The organism is Saccharothrix ecbatanensis (genome assembly GCF_014205015.1).
Classification (GTDB): Bacteria; Actinomycetota; Actinomycetes; order Mycobacteriales; family Pseudonocardiaceae; genus Actinosynnema; species Actinosynnema ecbatanense.
This window is the reverse complement of record NZ_JACHMO010000001.1, coordinates 4767655-4785742: the sequence shown is the minus strand read 5'-3', so window position 1 is coordinate 4785742 and position 18088 is coordinate 4767655. Positions and strand designations below refer to the sequence as shown.

The window sequence follows — 18088 nt, the reverse complement described above, 5'->3', positions numbered from 1 at the left end:
AAGGCATGAGCCACAGCTCAGGTGCCGGTGATGTGTTCGGGCCGCACGGGCACGCGGGTCAGGGCGAGGCCGGTCGCGGCGCGGATGGCCGCCACGATGGCCGGGGTGGACGAGATGGTGGGCGGCTCGCCGACGCCGCGCACACCGTACGGCGCGTTCGGGTCGCCGAGTTCCAGCACGTCGATGCTCATCGGCGGCATGTCGAGCACGGTCGGGATGAGGTAGTCGGTGAACGACGGGTTGCGCACCTTGCCGCCCGCGAGCTGGATCTCCTCCATCACCGCGAGCCCGAGCCCCTGCGCCGACCCGCCCTGGATCTGACCCAGCACGGCCTGCGGGTTGAGCGCCTTGCCGACGTCCTGCGCGCAGTCCAGCTCGACCACCTTCACCAGACCCAGCTCCACGTCCACGTCCACCACGGCGCGGTGCGCGGCGAACCCGTACTGCACGTGCGCGTTGCCCTGCCCCGTCAGCGGGTCGATCCGCTCGGTGGCCCGGTGCCGCCACTCCACGGTCTCGTCGATCACCTCGTCGCCCAAGAGTTCCACCAGGTCCACCGGCTCACGTCCGCCGGCGAGCTTGACCAGCTTCTCCCGCACGGCCGCGCAGGCGGCCTTCACCGCGCCACCCGTCACGTAGGTCTGCCGGGACGCGGACGTCGAGCCGCCGTTGCCGATGCTGGTGTCCATCGGCAGGATCGTCACCCGCTCCACCCCCAGCTCGGTGCGCACGATCTGCTGCATGATCGTCACCAGGCCCTGCCCGACCTCGGCCGCCGCCGTGTGCGCCAACGCGGCCGGCTCGCCGTTGATGATCTGCAACCGGACCCGCACGGTCGAGTAGTCGTCGAAGCCCTCGGAGAAGCAGATGTTCTTGATGCCCACGGCATAACCGACGCCGCGCACCACCCCCTCGCCGTGCGTGGTGTTCGAGACGCCGCCGGGCATGTCCAGCAGGTCCACCGCAGCCGGCAGCGGCGGCATCGGCTTGTCCCGCACCAACTTCAGCAACTGCGCGACGGGGGCGGCCGAGTCGATCACCTGACCGGTCGGCATGACCGAGCCCTCGCTCATCGCGTTGACGATCCGCACGTCCACCGGATCCATGTCCAACGCCTCGGCGAGTCTGTCCATTTGGGACTCATAGGCGAAAGCCGCTTGCACCGCACCGAATCCGCGCATCGCGCCGCACGGCGGGTTGTTCGTGTACACGCCCCAGCAGTCGACGGTCACGTTGTCCACGTCGTAAGGCCCGACACCGAGCGTCGCCGCGTTCGCCACCACGGCGGACGTGCTGGACGCGTACGCGCCGCCGTCGAGGAAGATCCGCGCCTTGACGTACACGAGCCTGCCGGTGCGGTCCGCGCCGTGCTCGTAGTACAGCACCGCCGGGTGCCGGTGGACGTGCCCGTAGAACGACTCCTCGCGGTTGTAGACCATCTTGGTCGGCTTGCCGGTGCGCAACGCCAGCAGGCACGCGTGGACCTGCATCGACAGGTCCTCACGCCCACCGAACGCGCCGCCGACACCGGACAGCGTCAGCCGCACCTGCTCCAGCGGCAGGCCCAGCGCCACCGCCACCTGCGCCTGGTCGACGTGCAGCCACTGCGTGGCGATGTAGAGGTCGACGCCACCCTCCTCGTCCGGCACGGCCAATCCGGACTCGGGACCGAGGAACGCCTGGTCCTGCATCCCGACCTCGTACCGCCCGGTGACCACGACCTCGGCTGCCGCGTGCTGGTCGCCACGTCGGATCGGCACGTGCCGCACGACGTTGCCGGCGGGGTGCAGCGGCGTGTCGTCGGCCGCGGTCTCCATGTCCACCACGGGCGTGAGCACGTCGTACTCGACCTTGATGCGCTTCATGGCGCGCAGCGCGGTTTCCGGGTGGTCCGCGCCGACCACCGCGACCGGTTCACCTTGGTAGCGCACGACATCCTCGGCGAGCACCGGCTGGTCCTTGTGCTCCAGGCCGTACCGGTTCTGCCCTGGCACGTCCTCGTGCGTCAGCACCGCGTACACGCCGGGGACCTTCAGCGCCTCGGTGATGTCGACCGAGACGATCCGCGCGTACGGGTGTGGACTGCGGAGGGTCGTACCCCAGATCATGTCCTCGTGCCACAGGTCCGAGGCGTAGGCGAACTCGCCGCGCACCTTGAGGTTCCCGTCCGGTCGTTGGGCGCTGGCGCCGATGCCACCGGCCACGGCGGAGGTCAGGTCGGCGGGGGTGAGGCTCATTGCGTCCCCTTCAGTCGCTCGGCCGCGGCACGCAGGTCGCGCGCGAGGTCGGTTTCGGAGGCGGTGCGCAGTTCGCCGTCGTCCACCACGGTCCGGCCGCCCACCATCAGCAGCTTGAGCCGTGGCTGCGGGCCGAGGACCAGGGCGGCCACCGGGTCGTCGATGCCCGCGTGGTCCAGGCCGTCGAGCCGCCACACGGCCAGGTCGGCGAGCTTGCCCGGTTCGATCGAGCCGATCTCCTGATCACGCCCGAGGCACCGCGCGCCGCCCATCGTGCCCAGCCACAGCGCTTCACGGGCGTTCAGCGCCTTGGGTCCGCCGCGCTGGCGGGCTTGCAGCAGCGCTTGGTGCAGCTCCTCGACCATCCCGCCGGACTCGTTGGACGCCGCGCCGTCCACCCCCAAGCCGACCGGCGCGCCCGCGTCGAGCAGGTCGCGGACCGGTGCGATACCGGTGCCCAGCCGACCGTTCGACGTCGGGCAGTGCGCGCTGCCGGTGCCGGTCGCGCCCAGCCGTTTCACCGCTTCGGGTGACAGGTGCACGGTGTGTGCGAGCCACACGTCGTCACCCAGCCAGCCGAGCCGTTCGGCGTACTCGGTGGGCGTGCAGCCGAACTCGGCCAGGCACTGCTCCTCCTCGTCCACGGTCTCGGCGAGGTGCGTGTGCAGCCGGACTCCCTTGGCACGGCCCAGTTCCGCCGCTCCGCTCATCAGCTCGGGGCTGACCGTGAACGGCGAGCACGGCCCGACGGCCACCCGGATCAACGCGTCCGGCAGGGGGTCGTGGTGGTCGTTCGCGGCCTGTTCGGTGGCGATGAGCGCGCCTTCGGTGTCCTCGACCAGGTTGTCCGGCGGGAGCCCGCCGTGCGACCGGCCGCGGTCCATCGAGCCGCGGATGGCGTGCAGGCGGATGCCGATGCGCTTGCCTGCGGCGACAAGGGCCTCGAACTGGTCACCGCCCTCGCGCGGGTAGACGTAGTGGTGGTCGGCGGCGGTCGTGCAGCCGGTGGACGCGAGCCGCGCCAGCCCGGCGGATGCAGCCGCGTGCGTGATCTCCGCGTCCAGGCCGCCCCACACCGGGTACAGCGTGGTCAGCCACTCGAACAGGGTGGCGTCCTGGGCGAAGCCCCGGGTGGCCCACTGGTAGAGGTGGTGGTGGGTGTTGACCAGACCGGGCGTGACCAGGCAGCCGCTGCCGTCGATCCAGGTGTGCGGGCCGGTGGGTTTGGGCGCCTGGCCGGGGCCGACGGCGGTGATCACGCCGTGCTCGATGACGACGTGGCCGAACGCGTGCTCGGTGCCCGCGGCGTCCACCGTGGCCACCGCGACGCCGTCCAGGATCGTGGGGGTCATGCGCCGGCCTCTTTGCGGCTCGCTGCGAGGCGCACCGCGTCCAGGATCTTCTCGTAACCCGTGCAGCGGCACAGGTTCCCGGCCAACGCCTCGCGGATCTCCGGGTCGCTGGGCTTCGGCACCCGGTCGAGCAGGTCGTGCGCGGCGACCACCAGACCGGGCGTGCAGAACCCGCACTGCACCGCGCCCGCGTCCACGAACGCCTCCTGCACCGGGTCGAGCCGATCGCCCTGGACCAACCCCTCCACCGTCCGCACCTCACGGTCCTGCGCCTGACCCGCGGCCACCAGGCAGGCGCACACCGGCACGCTGTCCAGGTAGACCGTGCACGAGCCGCATTCGCCCTGCTCACAGGCGTTCTTGGAACCGGGCAGCCCCAGCCGCTCGCGGAGCAGGTACAGCAGGCTCTCGCCTTCCCACACGTCGTCGGCCTGCCGCTGCTCGCCGTTCACCGTCACGTTCACGCGCATGCTCAGGCCACCTTCCCGGAGTAGTCCTGCCAGGCCCAGCCGAGCGTGCGGCGGGCCAGCACGGAGAGGGCGTGCTTGCGGTACGCGGCCGAGCCGCGCACGTCGTCGATCGGGCTCGCGGCCTCCGCGACCAGGTCGCCGAACCGCCGTTTCACCGAGTCCAGCAACGGTTTCGGCGACTCCCACTGGTTCGTGGACGTCAGCTCGGCGGACAGGAACTCCTCGGCGGCCGACGCCCGGCGTGGCGTGGGAGCGGCACTGCCGACCGCCGCGCCGACCCGGCTCTGCGCCGGGTGCAGGGCGACGGCGAACGAGCACACCGCGATCACCATGGCGTTGCGCGTGCCGACCTTCGAGAACTGCTGCGGCGCGTGTGTGACCGGCACGTGGACCGCCGTGATCAGCTCGTCCGGCTCCAGCGCGTGCCGCTTCACGCCCAGGTAGAAGTCGGTGGCCGGGATGAGCCGGGTGCCCCTGGTCGAGGCGGCCTCCACCGTCGCGCCCGCGGCGAGCAGGACGGGGTGCGTGTCACCGGCGGGGGAGGCCGCGCCGAGGTTGCCGCCGACCGTGCCCCGGTTGCGGATCTGCGGTGAGCCGACCGTGCGGGACGCCATCGCCAAGCCCGGCAGCCGCCCGCCCAACTCCTCGATGATCCGCGTGTACGGGACGGCGGCCCCGATGCGCACCGCGCCGTCGTCCTCGTCCCAGGTCCGCAGCTCGGCGATCCGGGTCAGGTCGAGCAGCGCGGCGGGACGGCGGTGGTCGAAGTTCAGCTCCACCATCACGTCCGTGCCGCCGGCGATGGGCACGGCGTCGGGGCGCTCGGCCTTGTGGGCCAGCGCCTCGGCGAGGGTGTCGGGGCGGAGGAAATCCATCGGCTACCTCGGTGTCTGGACGTGCGCGGTGTGTGAGCCAGTACACAGACCTGGACGGGTGATCGGCTACGGCGGCGCCGCATGAATCCCAGGCTCCTACAGGCAGTGGATTTGTGCTTTCCTACAAACACGATCGGACGAAGGTAAACGAGCGGTGTGACGTGGAGGAGGCGGGCGTGTTGCTGGTGCGCAGCCTGCTCGGGATGCCGGAACTCCGGCTGCGGCTGGTCAGCGGCGCCGAGTGGCTGGACAGGCCCGTGACCAGGCTCTATGGCACCGAACTGCCCGATCCCGCCCGTTACCTGTCCGGTGGTGAGCTGGTGCTTTCCGGGTTGTTGTGGCATCGCACGGCGGCCGATTGTGAACAGTTCGTCTCGTCTTTGGCGTCTTCCGGAGTGGCCGCGTTGGCAGCCAGCTCACCCGATGTCGGCGAATTGCCCGAAGCGCTGATCGAGGCGTGCCAACGGCACGGCGTGCCGCTGCTGGAGGTGCCGGTCGACTTGTCGTTCGCGGCCATCACCGAACGGGTGGTGCTGGAGCTGGCCGCCGAACGGGTGGGCGACGCGGGGGCGCAGCTCGGCCGGCACCGGCGGCTGCTGACCGTGGTCGCCGACGGTGGTGGGCTGTCGGAGCTGGTGGCGGTCGGTGCGGCGGAGCTGGACGCGCCGTGCTGGGTCCTGTCGTGCACCGGTCACGTGGTCGCCGGACCCGAGCTGCCCGAGGCCGCGGCGCTGGTCCGCGAGTTCCTGCTGGCCGACCGGCTGCCCAAGGTGGTGCGCGGTGTGACGTTGCTGCCGGTGTCCACGCGCGGCGGTTCGCGGTTGACGGGGTGGATCCTGGTGGTCGCCGGCGACCGTGCGCGGGACGACGTGGCCGCCGAGCTGGCCAGCCTGGCCGGGGTGGAGCGGGCGCGGGTCGTGCAGGGGCGGGAGATCGAGAACCGGGCGGCCGGGCCGTTGCTGCGCGAGGTGTTCGCCGGCGGTGATGTCGGTGCCCGGGTGGCCGCCGTCGGGTGGGACCCGGACGTGCCGCTGCGGGTGGTGGCGGCTTCGGTGTCGGACGGTCGGCCCGAGCAGGCCGTGGCGCTGGTGGAGGAGGTGCTGGCCGCCGTCACGCCGACGTTCCTGGTGGCCGCTGTCGGGGCGGAGGTCTACGCGCTGGTGCCGTCCGGGTCGTGGACCGAGGGCGTGCGGTCGGCGTTGCGGACGTTGGAGCCGGGGCTGCGGTCGACCAGGGTGCTGGTGGGGATCTCGTCACCGGTCGGGCACGCGGGGCTGCGTGGTGCGGCGGACGAGGCGTCGCACGCGCGGCGGCTGGGTGAGCGGCGTTCGGGGCGGACGTGCGTGGTGGCGGGGGAGGAGATCGCCCTGCACCAGCTCCTGCTGGCAGGCGTGCCGGAGGAACTGCGCCGTTCACTGCGCCGCAGACTCCTGGGGCCGGTGCTGGACTACGACGCCGAACACGGCTCGGACCTCGTCGGCACGCTCCGGACGTTCCTCGACTGCTCCGGCTCCTGGACCACAGCCGCCGCCCGCCTCCACGTCCACGTGAACACCCTCCGGTACCGGGTGGGGCGGGTCGAGGACCTGCTCGGCGTGGACCTCTCGGACTTCGCCGAACGCGTCGACCTGTACCTGGCACTCCAAGCCGGTTGACCTGGAGGTGGGCCATCCCCGACCGGCCGCCGCGCGGGTCGGGGATGGCGTCCTTGTCACCTCACGCCTGGACCGTCGTCACTCCCCGCACCTGCGGCCGGAGTTCACGCAGTCCACCAGCCGGTCCATGATCTCCTCGGACATGACGTTCGCGAAGTCGTCGTGGTCGGAGAACGGGTTGTGCTCCTCCTGCGGGAACGCGTCCACGGCGTACTGCCCGGCGAGCTGCACGTCCCGCGGGATGTCGTAGGTCAGGCTGATCCGCAGTTGCGGCACGGCCTTGAAACCCCTGGGGCACTTGCCGTTCCCGTTCGGGTAGACGATGTGGTCGCGGTGGTTGGCGCTGTCGGTGTTCTTGCCGTCCCAGCAGCTGGCGAAGTCGTGGACGCGCTTGACCTTGCTGCCTTCCGGGCAGATCGGGTACTTGTCCATCAGCACCTTGTCCTCGAACCCGGTGCAGGTCCACGACTTCCGCGCGTTCTTCGGGCCGTTCGTGGAGACCTTCGCGTCGCCGTACAGGACCCGGAGGAACTGCGGCATGGCCTCGACCTTGTCGACCGGGCTGCCGCGGAAGGTGATGTCCACGGCCTCGGGGCGCTGGATCTCGCCCTCGTTGCCGGGCAACTCGTTCTCGTCGCTGGCGCTCTTGCCGTCGCCCTTCTCCGGCGCGTCCGCTTCGGCTTCCTGCGCCGCTTCGGCGACCCGGGCGTCGTTGGCGTCGCCGTCCTTCACGGTGCACGGCGCGAGCCTCTTCAGCCCGCGCGGGCGTTCCGCGACCCGGTCGACGGCCTGGACGATCCGGTCGATCGTCGCGGTCCGCTTGTCCCGCAACGGCTTGAGGACGGTGTTGTTGACGAAGTTCGCGTCGTCCACGTCCGCCGCGGCCTTCAGCTTCGCGTTGGCCTCGGTGATCTGGTCCTTGAGCGCCTTGAGGTTGCGGTCCACCTCGGCCTTGGCCTGGCGGGGCACGTTGCGCAGTTTTCGTTGCACGTCCGGGCATTCGACCTCGGCGGCGGCCGGTTCGCCCGGTTCCTCGTCCTCGTTCTCGCGGTCGATCCGGACCACAGGCCAGAAGTAGGCCGACTTGTCACCGTTCTTGCAGGTGGTGTCGGCCTCCAGCAGGCTCTCGTCGGTGGAGTCGGCGTCGGTCGACACGTTGCCCACGTAGTCGTGCAGGTGCTCGGCGCCGTTGCGGACGCCGGGTTGCGCGATGAAGTTGTCCGGGTTGAAGTGGCCGTTCTCGTTGCGACCGCAGTCCACCGTGAACGTGCCCGTGCTGCCGCCCCGTTGCGGCCGGGGCGCTTGCACGTTGCGCTGCTGCTTCGTGATGTCGGTGAACAGGGAGATGTCGGCCCCGTCCGCCTGGGCGGTGCCCTGATCGCCGGTGGTGCTGATCGCGACGGCCAGGCCGATCGTGAGTGCCAACCCGGTCACGCCGGCAGTCAGCTTCGTGCGCCGGGAGAAGCGGTGCCGCCCCTGGTTTCGCGTCATCTGGGCTCCTGTTGGTGGATGCCCCGGCGTTCACGCCGGGGAGGAAACCGATGCTTTCGCCCGCATCGGCAGGTTCACTTGCTGGGGTGTTAGATGTGATGCGTGTCGTCGGGGTCGGTGGTGAGGCGGGCGTTCCGGTACCGCTTCTATCCTTCTGCGGTGCAGGAAGTGGAGTTGTTGCGTACGTTCGGGTGTGTGCGGGTGGTGTACAACCGGGCGTTGGAGGCCCGTACGGCGGCGTGGTTCGGTGAGCGGCGTCGGGTGAACTACGTGCAGACGTCGGCGCTGTTGACGGAGTGGAAGAAGACCGACGGGTTGGGGTTTCTCAACGAGGTGTCGTCGGTGCCGTTGCAGCAGTCGTTGCGGCACTTGCAGTCGGCGTTCGCGGCGTTCTGGGAGAAGCGGTCCCGGTATCCGAGGTTCAAGTCCCGTAAGCGGGGCAGGGCATCGGCGGAGTACACCCGGTCGGCGTTCCGCTGGCGTGACGGGCGGCTCACCCTGGCGAAGATGGACGGGCCGCTGGACATCGTGTGGTCCAGGCCGCTGCCCGAGGGTGCCGAGCCGTCCACGGTGACCGTGTCGCGTGACCCGGCCGGGCGGTGGCACGTGTCGATCCTGGTCGAGACCACCGTCGCCCACGCCCCACCCGTCGACCGCGTCGTGGGGGTCGACGCCGGGATCACCTCCCTGCTCACCCTCTCCACAGGGGAGAAGATCACCAACCCGAAGCACGAACGACGCGACCGGGAACGCCTCGCCCACGCCCAGCGCGCGCTGGCCCGCAAGGAGAAGGGTTCCGCCAACCGGGTCAAGGCCCGGTTGCGGGTGGCTCGTGTCCATGCCCGTATCGCCGACCGCCGGCGGGATCTGTTGCACAAGTTGACCACTCGACTCGTCCGGGAGAACCAACTGGTCGTGATCGAGGATCTGGCGGTTCGCAACATGCTGCGCAACAGGTCGTTGGCCCGCGCGATTTCCGACGCGTCGTGGTCGGAGTTGCGGTCGATGCTGGAGTACAAGTGCGACTGGTACGGCCGCGACCTGGTCGTGGTGGACCGGTGGTTTCCCTCCAGCAAGACCTGCTCGGACTGCGGGTACCTGCTGGACCTGCTGCCGTTGCGGGTGCGGGAGTGGACGTGCCCCGGTTGCGGGGTTTCGCACGACCGCGACGTGAACGCCGCGCGCAACATCCTGGCCGCCGGGCAGGCGGTCACAGCCTGTGGAGCCGCGGTAAGACCGACCCGACGCTAGTCGGCGAGGCATCTGGCGAAACCTCCCTTCCGGGGAGAAGAAGCAGGAACTGCCGGGCGCGAGCCCGACGGGGAATCCCCCTAGGGAGGGGAGGTTGTCAAGGATGTGTCACCTCGTCGTAGGTACGCGCATGCTTTGCGTAGAACCCCGACCGCCGGTGGGCGGTGGACACAGTGGCATACGTACCGTCCCCGGCCCGCGACCTGACCGTTATCTGTTCGTTACCGAAATCACCCCCTAACTTGGGACCACTGGCCGAGATCGCCGTCGAACCACTCTTCCTGTCTGTTGTCCCATCGCCTGCCGCGTGTTGCGGTGGAGGGCGAGGTCAGGGGAGGGGTGCGACTTGCCGCACAGCAGCGACAATTCCATGTCAGGCACGGTCAGCGGGCAGGTGGTGCAGGCGGGCAGCATCGGGGCGGTGCACTTTCACGGCCCGCGGGTCGAAGCGGTGATACCGCACCAACTCCCGCCCGCGCCGAAGCTGTTCGCCGGCAGGGGCAGGGAGTTGGCCCAGCTGGACGACTGGCTGGACGTCGACGAGGCGCTCGTCGCGGTGGTGAGCGGTGCAGGCGGGGTGGGCAAGACGTCGCTGGCGCTGCGGTGGCTGCACGGGGCCAGCTCCCGGTTCCCGGACGGTCAGCTGTACGTCGACCTGGGCATCGACAGCGTGGACGGTCCGGTCACCCCCACGGAAGTGCTGGAGTGGTTCCTGCTCGCGCTCGGCGTCCCGTCCGCCGACATCCCGTTGGGGTTGGCCCGAAGACAGGCCGCGTTCCGCACGCTCACGGCGGAACGGGCGGTGGCCTTGCTGTTGGACGGCGCGGTGTCCGCGGCGCAGGTCAGGCCGCTGTTACCGGCGTCGTCCCGCAGTGCCGTGGTGGTCACCAGCCGGTGGCGGTTGAGCGGGCTCGCCGCCGATGGCGCCCGGTTCGTCGACGTCGGCTCGTTCGACGAGAACGCCTCCGTCGAACTGCTCACCCGCGCGCTGGGTGAGAGGGTCGCGTCGGAACTCGGCGCGGCGCGCGAACTGGCGAGGCTCTGCGGTGGACTGCCAATCGCCCTGTCGGTAGTGGGCGCCCGTCTGTCAACGAGGCCGAAACGCTCGCTGTCGATGGAGGTCGGGACTCTGCGCGCGGGACGTCTGACGGCGTTGAAGCTGGACGAAGAGCTTTCGGTCGAGGCGGTGTTCGATCTGTCCTATTCGGAGCTTCCGGCGCACCACGCCCGGGTCTACCGCAGGTGCGGCCTGCATCCGGGTGTGTCGTTCGGTGTGGGAGCCGCGGCCGCGGCAGCCGGTGAACCCGAGGAAGAGGTGCGTGCGGTGGTGGAGCAGCTGGTGGAGAAGAACCTCCTCACGGAAGTGGGCGACGAACGGTTCCGCTTCCACGACCTGCTCCGGCTGCACGCCCGCCGGCAGACCGAAGGCGACCCGGCGACGGAGAACGAGGCCGTGGTGCGCCGAGTGGTCGAGTGGTACCTGGACCGGGCGGTGACCGCGGACCTCGCCGTGGTGCCGGACCGGCCTCGCCTCGGACCGCGCTATGCGTCGGCGGTCGCGGCGTTCGACCACGCCGCCCCGGCGCTCGACTGGCTGGAGACCGAGCGCGCGAACCTGGTCCAGTCGATCCGCGAGGCAGCCGACCGCGGCTGGCACGCGCTGACCTGGCAGACGGCCGAGGCCATGTTCGGCTTCTTCCTGCACCGGCACCACATCGCCGACTGGATCGCCGTGTCCGAAGCCGGAGCGGAGGCCGCGCGACTCGACCACCACGCCGTGGCGCAGTCCCGGCTCAGGATGCAGCTCGCCATCGGCTACCTCAACGCGGGACGGCAGGAGGACGCGTCCCGTGAAGTGTCGACGGCGCTGGAACTGGCCGAACGCGAAGGCGACCGGGCTTCGGTCGCCACCGCGTTGCGGCAACTCGGCCGCATCTCCCGCAAGCAGGGCGATCCCGAGAGCGCGCTGGAGTACTTCCGGCGGGCGCTCGGGATCGAATCGGCGCTGGGCAGGCGGCGCGGCGAGGCACTGGCACACCGCAGGATCGGTGAGGCGCTGACCGACCTGGGACGGCACGAAGACGCCGTGGCCGAGCTCACCACGTCCGCGTCGATCATGGCGGAGCTGAACCAGGTCCTCGAACTGGCCCGGGTCCGCACCGTGCTCGCCGTGCCGACCCTCGCCTTGGACCGCGTGGACGAGGCGGCCCGGCTCCTGGGCGAGGCCCTGCCCGTGATGGCGGAGACGAAGTCGCCCGGCTACGTCGCCGACGTGCTCCTGCTCCTCGCCGACGTGGCGGCCCGTCGTGGTGAACGGGCGGCGGAGCAGGACCACGTCAGGGCGGCGGCGGACACCTACACCAGTGCCGGCGAGCCGGTGCCGGACCGCGTCCGGTCCCGCTTGGCCGAGTAGACCACCACATCGGCGACCGCCACCCAGCGCCGTGTGGCGACTTCGCCGTCCGCCACCACGAATCCGTCCCACGGACCGCCCACCACCCGCCACACGCCCGGCGCCTCCGTCTGCCAGTCACCCCACCACACGGGGCACCTCCACCGGCGACACGGGCACCGCACGCGCGGGCTCGGACAGGTTCATGAGGCGGTACATCGTGCGGCGCAGGACGACGCCTGCGTCGCCGGGGCACGAGCTGATCACCTCGGCCATCCCCGGCACGACGACGGCGTCGTCGAGCACCGGGCGGCCGGGGTCGACCACGGGCACACGTCGGTAGAGCACGTCGGCAGGGCTTCCTTCGCGCAGCAGACCTTCCGCGAGCGGGGTCAGCAGGACCGGCCTGCCGATCGCCGCCGCGTACTGCGTGCACGAGCCGTGGTCGCCTATGACCACGTCCGCCGCGATCAAGGCGGCCCGCCACCCCTCCTCCGGCGGGATCACCAGCAGCCCGTCCGGCAGCCAGGCGAGCACCTGCCTGGCGCCGTGCACGCTCCAGATGTTCGGGTGCAGGACCGCCGCCACCGGGTGACCGGCGTCGAGCAGCGTGCGGTACAGCCCGATGTGCGCACCGAACGCCGAGTGCGGCGTCCACGTCGAGCTGACCACCACCAGCCGTTGATCGTGCGTGATCCCCAGCGCCCGCCGGTAGTGCTCCCGGTACGGCAGGCCGGCGACCATCCGGTCGAGGCAGATGTCACCGGCCACCACCGCGGCCGGTTCGGCCTCCGGGCACGACGCGCGCAACGCGTCCAGTTCGTCTTGGTGCGACAGCGCTAACGCCGCGGCGACCACCCGCCCGTCGCGCACCAACTGCTCCCGGCTGAGGCCGTGCGCCGGCAGCGCGTTCGAGGCTCGTGGCCGCAGTCGGGATTTCAGCGCCCCGACCCCGTGCGGCAGCACGAGCGCCGGCCCGTGCAGCCGGTCGAGCCCGCGGAAACTCGCCGCGAGCACCAGGTCGAACCGCTGCCGGATCGCCTGGTCCCACGGCAGGACGTGCCCGCCGAGCCGGCGGGTGAACTCCTCCGTGCCGTGCACCGACCCCTCGATGGTGAACAGCACCTGCACGCGGTGGTCCGCTTCCAGCAACGGCAGCAGGTCCGCCAACCGCGTCCCCGCGACCACGTGCGGCACGACCACGAGCACGGACTTGCACCCCGCCCGCGTCACCCGGCCCGCCGCGCCGAGCCCGACGGGCCCGTTCGTCCAATGATCTCCGATCATGTGGCACACCCCCATTCATCAGGTCGATCTCGTCGTCCCGAGAATCCGGTGCGCACCTGTCGATCTGCTGCACGCAGGTCTTTCCAAACCCTCTACGGGCTGTCCGGAGCAGTGCTGCACGTGCTGTTCCGCAAAGTTGCGGCCTGTTCCACCACGGGGCTGTCATGGATCTGTCAGAACGCTAATCGCGATTACGCAACGGTAATTGCCTGTCAGTCGCTTTCTCCGTCACACTCCGACTGGACGTCAGCGAGGGGTGGCGCTGTGACCTGCTTATTTTCGATCTTGGGTCAAACGAGGCTGCGTATCGGCTCCCGGCTGCACGAGAGCTGGGCCCCGCCGAAGCCGCGGGGGATGCTTGGTGTGCTGCTGACCCGTCCGGGGAGCTGGTTCACGATCTCCGAACTGGTCGCCTGGATGTGGGACGAAGACGACCCGCTGCCCCGAAATCTTGCGCAGACGTTCTACAACTACGCCGGTCGGATCAAGCGGGCTTTGACCGCGATGAACGTCGGCGTGGAATTAGAGGCGCGAAAAGGCGCGTACCGCTTGAAAGCGCTCCCGACGAGCATCGACTACTTCATATCCGCCCGACTGCTCGACCGGGCGCGCGGTATCCGGGAACCGGGCGCGGCGGTGCGGATCATCCGCGAGGCGGTGGAGCACTGGGCCGACGGCGTCCCCCTCGCCGACCTGCCCGGCGAACCCGCGCGGTCGTGGCGTCGCCAGGCCCGCGAGAACCTGTGGCTGCCCCTCCAGGGCACTTTGTGCAGGAGCATGTTGGAGGACAACGACTTCCGCGGCACGCTCGCGCACATCGACGGACTGCCCGCCGCCGACTCGACGTACCTGCCGCTGGTGATGTGCAGGCTGGAGGCGATGCGCGGCCTGCGCCTGCGCTCCGAGGCGGACGCGTACTACTACACCATGCGCCGGCGGCTCCAGGACGATTTCGAGGACGCCGCGGCGGCGACTCTCAAGGAGTTCTACCAGGGCCTGACCGAGCCCGCACGTGTGGAATCGCCGGCGCCGGGCCGACGGGGAAGCACGCCAAGGCGACTGCCGCAGGGCGCAGAGGATTTCGTGGGTCGGGACGCGTTGTTGGCCAAGATCGACGCCGCGACCGGCTGCGCGAAGAACGCGCCACGGCCCGGGGTGGTCATGCTCGACGGCGCCGCCGGTGTCGGGAAGACCGCGCTCGCGCTGCACTGGGCGCACCGGGTGGCGGACCTGTTCCCGGACGGCGTGCTGCACTGCGACCTGAAGGGGTTCTCGGAGGACAAGGCGCTGGACGCCGGCGTCGTGGTCGACCGCTTCCTCGAAGCGCTCCGGGTCGACGTCGACCACCTCGGCACCGCGGACCGGCGGGCGCGGCGGCTGGAGTCCACGTTGCAGGACCGCCAAGTGCTGATCGTGCTGGACAACGTCCGCGGTCTGCCCCAAGTGACGCCGCTGCTCGCGTTGCTGCGGGACTGCACCGTGCTCGTCACGAGCCGCAACCGGTTGCCGGGCCTCGGTCCGCGCGCGTTCCCGGTGGCGCCGATGCCCGCGGCCGAGTCGTCGCGGATGCTCGAAGCGCGCATCGGCGACCGCGCCGTGCGGGACCGGCACGCCGTGGCGGACCTGGTCGCGCTGTGCGGAGGACTGCCGTTGGCGATCGGGATCGTGGCCCACCGGATCGCGGCGAGCCCCGGCGCGGAACTCGCCGAGTTCGTCGCCCAACTGCGCCACGAACGCCGACTGCTGGACCTCGGCAACCACGGCGACACCGGGGACATCAGCCTCAAGACGGTGTTCTCCTGGTCCTATCGCGCGTTGGGCGAGCAGGACCGCCGGGCGTTCCGGTTGCTCGGCCTGCACCCCGGGCCGGACTTCAGCGTCGACGCGGCGACCGCGATCCTCGGCTCGACCAGGTCGGCCGCGCTGGACTGCCTGGAACTGCTGGCGTCGGCGCACCTGCTCGAACAGCCGGGCTCGCTGCGCCGCTACCGGTTCCACGACCTGCTCCGCGACTACGCCGAGGAGTGCGCGCGGGCGGACGAACCCGAGGCGGAACGCGACCTCGCCGAACTGCGGCTCGTCGACTTCTTCCTGCACACCGCGAAAGCGGCGGACTCGGTGGCGTTCCCGTTCCGGGACGGTGTGCCGGTGGGGGAGCCGGTGGCGGACGTCCTGCCGCTCGACTTCGCCCACGATCGTGCGGCGCAGGACTGGTTCATCGCCGAGCGTGCGAACTTGTGCGCCGTCATCGATTTGGCCGCACGCCAGGGCATGCACTCTCGCGTATCCAAGATCGCCCACGCGAGCAGCGACATGTTCCGGAGGTGTGGTTACTACGAGGAAGCCCGCTCGGTGCTTACCCTCGTGGTCGGTTCGGCCCAGCTGGAGTGCAGCGCGGATGCCGAGGCCGCCGCTTTGAACGACCTCGGGTTGCTCTGCTTCCAGCAGGAGGCGTTCTTCGAAGCCCGCAAGCACTTCCACCTCGTGGAGCTGATGGCCCGGAAAATGGGCAGTGAACGCGGCATCGCGACGGCACTGCACAACTTGGCGCGGGTCGACATCGCCGAAGGACTGAAGGAAGTCGGTGTAGGCCGGTACCAGGAAGCCTTGCGCATCGCCCGAGAGATCGGCGAGGGCGAACTCGAGGCCGGCACTCGGCACCGGTTGGGCGTGTTGGCGATGTCCCAGAACAACCGCGTCGACGCGTCCACGTTCTTCTACGACGCCCTTCGGCTGCGCGGCGAGCTCCAGAACCACTCCGGCCTCGCCGACACCTACAACGAGCTGGCCGAGCTGCACAGGATGCGGGGCGAGCTGGGCTCGGCGGAGGACTACGTGACGCAGTCGATCCAGCTGACCGCGCGGACCAGGGATCTGGCGGTCGCCGCCCGTTCGTACGAGGTGTTGGCCGTGATCCGGTTGAATCGCGGCGACCTGGCCGGAGCGACCAATTGGGCCCGCCGCGCCGTCGAGTTGTTCGACCGGGTGGGCAACTCCAGGCACAAGGCCGAGGTGCTTCTGCTGCTCGGTGAACTGAGGTGGAAGGCGAAGGCGTACGCCGCGGCGCAAGAGGGCTGGGAGCAGGCGTGGGGGATCTTCACCGAGGCCGGTGACCCCCGTGCCGCCGAGGTGGCCGCCAAGCTCGACCCGTTCACCGGCGACCGCACCGTGCCCACCGCCCGCGATCCACAGTGGTCGGATCAGCAGCGGCCGGATCAGCAGTGGCCGGACCAGCGCTCCGGCACCGGAAGCGACACCCTGCACCCCTGAGCGGAGGGTCGGCGGTTGGCGACCCCGGCACGTACAGGTGGGGGTCACCGCATTTTGCGGGGCCTATCGCCTGGGTAGGCCGATGATCCCGGCTCGGGTGACAGTGGCGACGGCGCGAAAGTAGTAGTGGCCACTGGTACGATCACAGCAAGTGATCATCCGAACGGACCAGCCTTGCGTTGATCGGGTGGAATCGCGGGTCGCCGTGCTCCGATCCTGCTCACTGGCGCTGACCCACTGGGGCGGGCATCGCGCGATCGTGAGGGTTCGTTGACGGTATACGCCCGTTCGGCCCTACCTGCATCGCTGCCCCGAATGCCGGGGCTCCCGGACGCTCTGACAAGATCAAGAGGGCTCCGAAGTCGGGGCCGGAGGTCCCCTCCCACCGGCACGCGTAGAACAGGAAGACCCTTGACCGCTCGCTTCAAGCGCATCGGCACCACGTTCGCTCTACTGGGTGTCCTCGCCGTCCCCGTCGGGACCGACTACTGGTCGATCAACGAGGCGAACGACGCCCAGGTGGTCCAGCCCGCCTGATGCACGCGGAGGTCGGGTCCGGTCGCGTGCACCGGGCCGGCCCCGACCTCCGGCCGACCCTGTCGGTTTGCTGTAGAGGCTCGCAGTTCCTACTCCCCGCCACGCGAGCTGCGAAAGACTCCGGATCGCCTCACAAGCGAAGAAGGAGTGGTCATGTCTCGGACACTCGGTGCGCTGGCAGCCGTGGTGCTGGGGGTCGCCTCCCTCATCACCGCCGCGCCCGCCACCGCAGAGCAAGCACACCAGCCCTTCCCGACGGAGTTCCCGTTGCCCGACGGGTTCCTGCCGGAGGGCATCGCGATCGGCTCCGCCCCTACCGCCTACTTCGGCTCGCGCGCCGACGGCGACCTGTTCCGGGTCGACCTGCGCACCGGCCGCGGCGAGGTGTTCAGCCAGGGGCCGGGGACGGCTTCGGTCGGGTTGAAGGTCGACCGGCGGCAGAGGCTGTTCGTGTCCGGCGGCGCCGGTGGTGACGGGCGGGTTGTCGACGCGCGGACCGGAGAGGTCCTCAAGTCCTACAAATTCGTTAACGACACGAACACTTTCGTCAACGATGTCACGATCACCCGTGACGCCGCCTACTTCACCGACTCGCGCAAGGCGGTGCTGTACCGGGTCGCGTTCGGCCGGCACGGCTCGCTGCCCGACTCCCACACCGCCATTCCGCTGACCGGCGACTTCGTCCTCACTCCCGGCGTCAACAACGCCAACGGCATCGCGGAGACCCCCGACCGCCAAGCGCTGCTGATCGTCCAGAGCAACACCGGGCAACTGCATCGGGTGGACAAGGAATCGGGGCGCACGACTCTCGTCGACCTTCAAGGCGAGGTGCTCACCAACGGTGACGGGCTCTTGGTGGAGGGCAAGACCCTTTACGTGGTGCAGAACCGGCTCAACACGGTCGCGGTGTTCACGTTGGCGCTGGACGGGACCACCGGAAAGCTCGTGACCAAGATCACTGACGCGCGGTTCGACGTGCCGACGACGGTCGCGTCCTTCGGTCACCGGCTGTACCTGCCGAACGCCCGTTTCACCACGCCGCCGACGCCGACGACGAACTACAACGCGGTTTCCGTTCCCAGGATCTGAAAGTCCAGGGGGTCGATGTCGAGAAGTTCACATCGGCCCCCTGTTCGCGGCGTCACTCGACTGGGTAGCCTGACCGTCGCGTCGCGCAAGTGATCGCTGTCTCTTCGTAATGATGATCTTCAGAGTGTTACCGTTCCGTCGCCGATCGGGTGAAGAAGAGGCAGTGGCATAAGAGCTACGCC

At 70.0% G+C, this 18088-nt stretch carries 13 protein-coding genes; 6 read left to right on the top strand and 7 right to left on the bottom strand.

Going from position 1 to position 18088, the window contains the following annotated elements; genetic code table 11:
* Positions 1–17: 17 nt before the first annotated feature.
* From F4560_RS19660 to F4560_RS19645, 4 genes are read right to left on the bottom strand one after another with little or no spacing between them, the layout of a single operon-like run.
* A complete protein-coding gene (locus F4560_RS19660) occupies positions 18–2237 on the bottom strand; it encodes a xanthine dehydrogenase family protein molybdopterin-binding subunit (protein ID WP_184922015.1) in 2220 nt (739 codons plus the stop codon).
* Positions 2234–3589, bottom strand: coding sequence for an 8-oxoguanine deaminase (locus F4560_RS19655; protein WP_184922013.1), 1356 nt, complete (start codon positions 3587–3589; stop codon positions 2234–2236). Before F4560_RS19655 ends, F4560_RS19660 begins: the two co-directional genes overlap by 4 nt.
* Entirely contained in the window at positions 3586–4059 is a 474-nt protein-coding gene (locus F4560_RS19650) for a (2Fe-2S)-binding protein (protein ID WP_184922011.1), read from the bottom strand. The genes F4560_RS19655 and F4560_RS19650 overlap by 4 nt, the downstream gene beginning before the upstream one ends.
* A gap of 2 nt (positions 4060–4061) precedes the next feature.
* Positions 4062–4934 (bottom strand): FAD binding domain-containing protein, encoded by an 873-nt coding sequence (locus F4560_RS19645; protein ID WP_184922009.1) that lies wholly within the window; start codon positions 4932–4934, stop codon positions 4062–4064.
* 176 nt (positions 4935–5110) lie between these two features.
* Between F4560_RS19645 and F4560_RS19640 the strand changes: the two genes are divergently transcribed.
* Complete coding sequence (locus F4560_RS19640) at positions 5111–6589, top strand: PucR family transcriptional regulator (RefSeq protein WP_184922007.1); 1479 nt, start codon at positions 5111–5113, stop codon at positions 6587–6589.
* 78 nt (positions 6590–6667) lie between these two features.
* Here the strand turns inward: F4560_RS19640 and F4560_RS19635 are convergent, their stop codons facing one another.
* Positions 6668–8080, bottom strand: coding sequence for a DUF1996 domain-containing protein (locus F4560_RS19635; RefSeq protein ID WP_184922005.1), 1413 nt, complete (start codon positions 8078–8080; stop codon positions 6668–6670).
* 159 nt (positions 8081–8239) lie between these two features.
* On the opposite strand from F4560_RS19635, the gene F4560_RS43690 reads away from it, so the two are divergent.
* Together F4560_RS43690 and F4560_RS19625 are read left to right on the top strand one after the other, a co-directional pair.
* Positions 8240–9331, top strand: coding sequence for an RNA-guided endonuclease InsQ/TnpB family protein (locus F4560_RS43690; protein ID WP_376775321.1), 1092 nt, complete (start codon positions 8240–8242; stop codon positions 9329–9331).
* A gap of 370 nt (positions 9332–9701) precedes the next feature.
* Positions 9702–11744, top strand: a complete 2043-nt coding sequence (locus F4560_RS19625) for a tetratricopeptide repeat protein (RefSeq protein ID WP_184922003.1) — start codon at positions 9702–9704, stop codon at positions 11742–11744.
* Here F4560_RS19625 and F4560_RS19620 read toward each other — a convergent pair.
* Together F4560_RS19620 and F4560_RS19615 are read right to left on the bottom strand one after the other, a co-directional pair.
* Positions 11687–11875 (bottom strand): hypothetical protein, encoded by a 189-nt coding sequence (locus F4560_RS19620; protein WP_184922001.1) that lies wholly within the window; start codon positions 11873–11875, stop codon positions 11687–11689. The two genes, F4560_RS19625 and F4560_RS19620, sit on opposite strands and share 58 nt — an antisense overlap.
* Positions 11862–13010 carry a hypothetical protein gene (locus F4560_RS19615; protein WP_184921999.1) on the bottom strand — a complete coding sequence of 383 codons (1149 nt, stop codon included), beginning with the start codon at positions 13008–13010 and terminating at the stop codon, positions 11862–11864. The genes F4560_RS19620 and F4560_RS19615 overlap by 14 nt, the downstream gene beginning before the upstream one ends.
* Positions 13011–13295: 285 nt before the next feature.
* On the opposite strand from F4560_RS19615, the gene F4560_RS19610 reads away from it, so the two are divergent.
* The 3 genes from F4560_RS19610 to F4560_RS19605 all read left to right on the top strand — a co-directional run bounded on the left by F4560_RS19610 (position 13296) and on the right by F4560_RS19605 (position 17906).
* A complete protein-coding gene (locus F4560_RS19610) occupies positions 13296–16280 on the top strand; it encodes an ATP-binding protein (RefSeq protein WP_184921997.1) in 2985 nt (994 codons plus the stop codon).
* A 411-nt stretch (positions 16281–16691) separates the two neighbouring features.
* Positions 16692–16817: a hypothetical protein gene (locus F4560_RS45670; RefSeq protein ID WP_281391933.1), complete on the top strand. Its 126-nt coding sequence runs from the start codon at positions 16692–16694 to the stop codon at positions 16815–16817.
* 153 nt (positions 16818–16970) lie between these two features.
* Entirely contained in the window at positions 16971–17906 is a 936-nt protein-coding gene (locus tag F4560_RS19605) for an SMP-30/gluconolactonase/LRE family protein (protein ID WP_184921995.1), read from the top strand.
* The last annotated feature ends 182 nt before the right edge of the window (positions 17907–18088 follow it).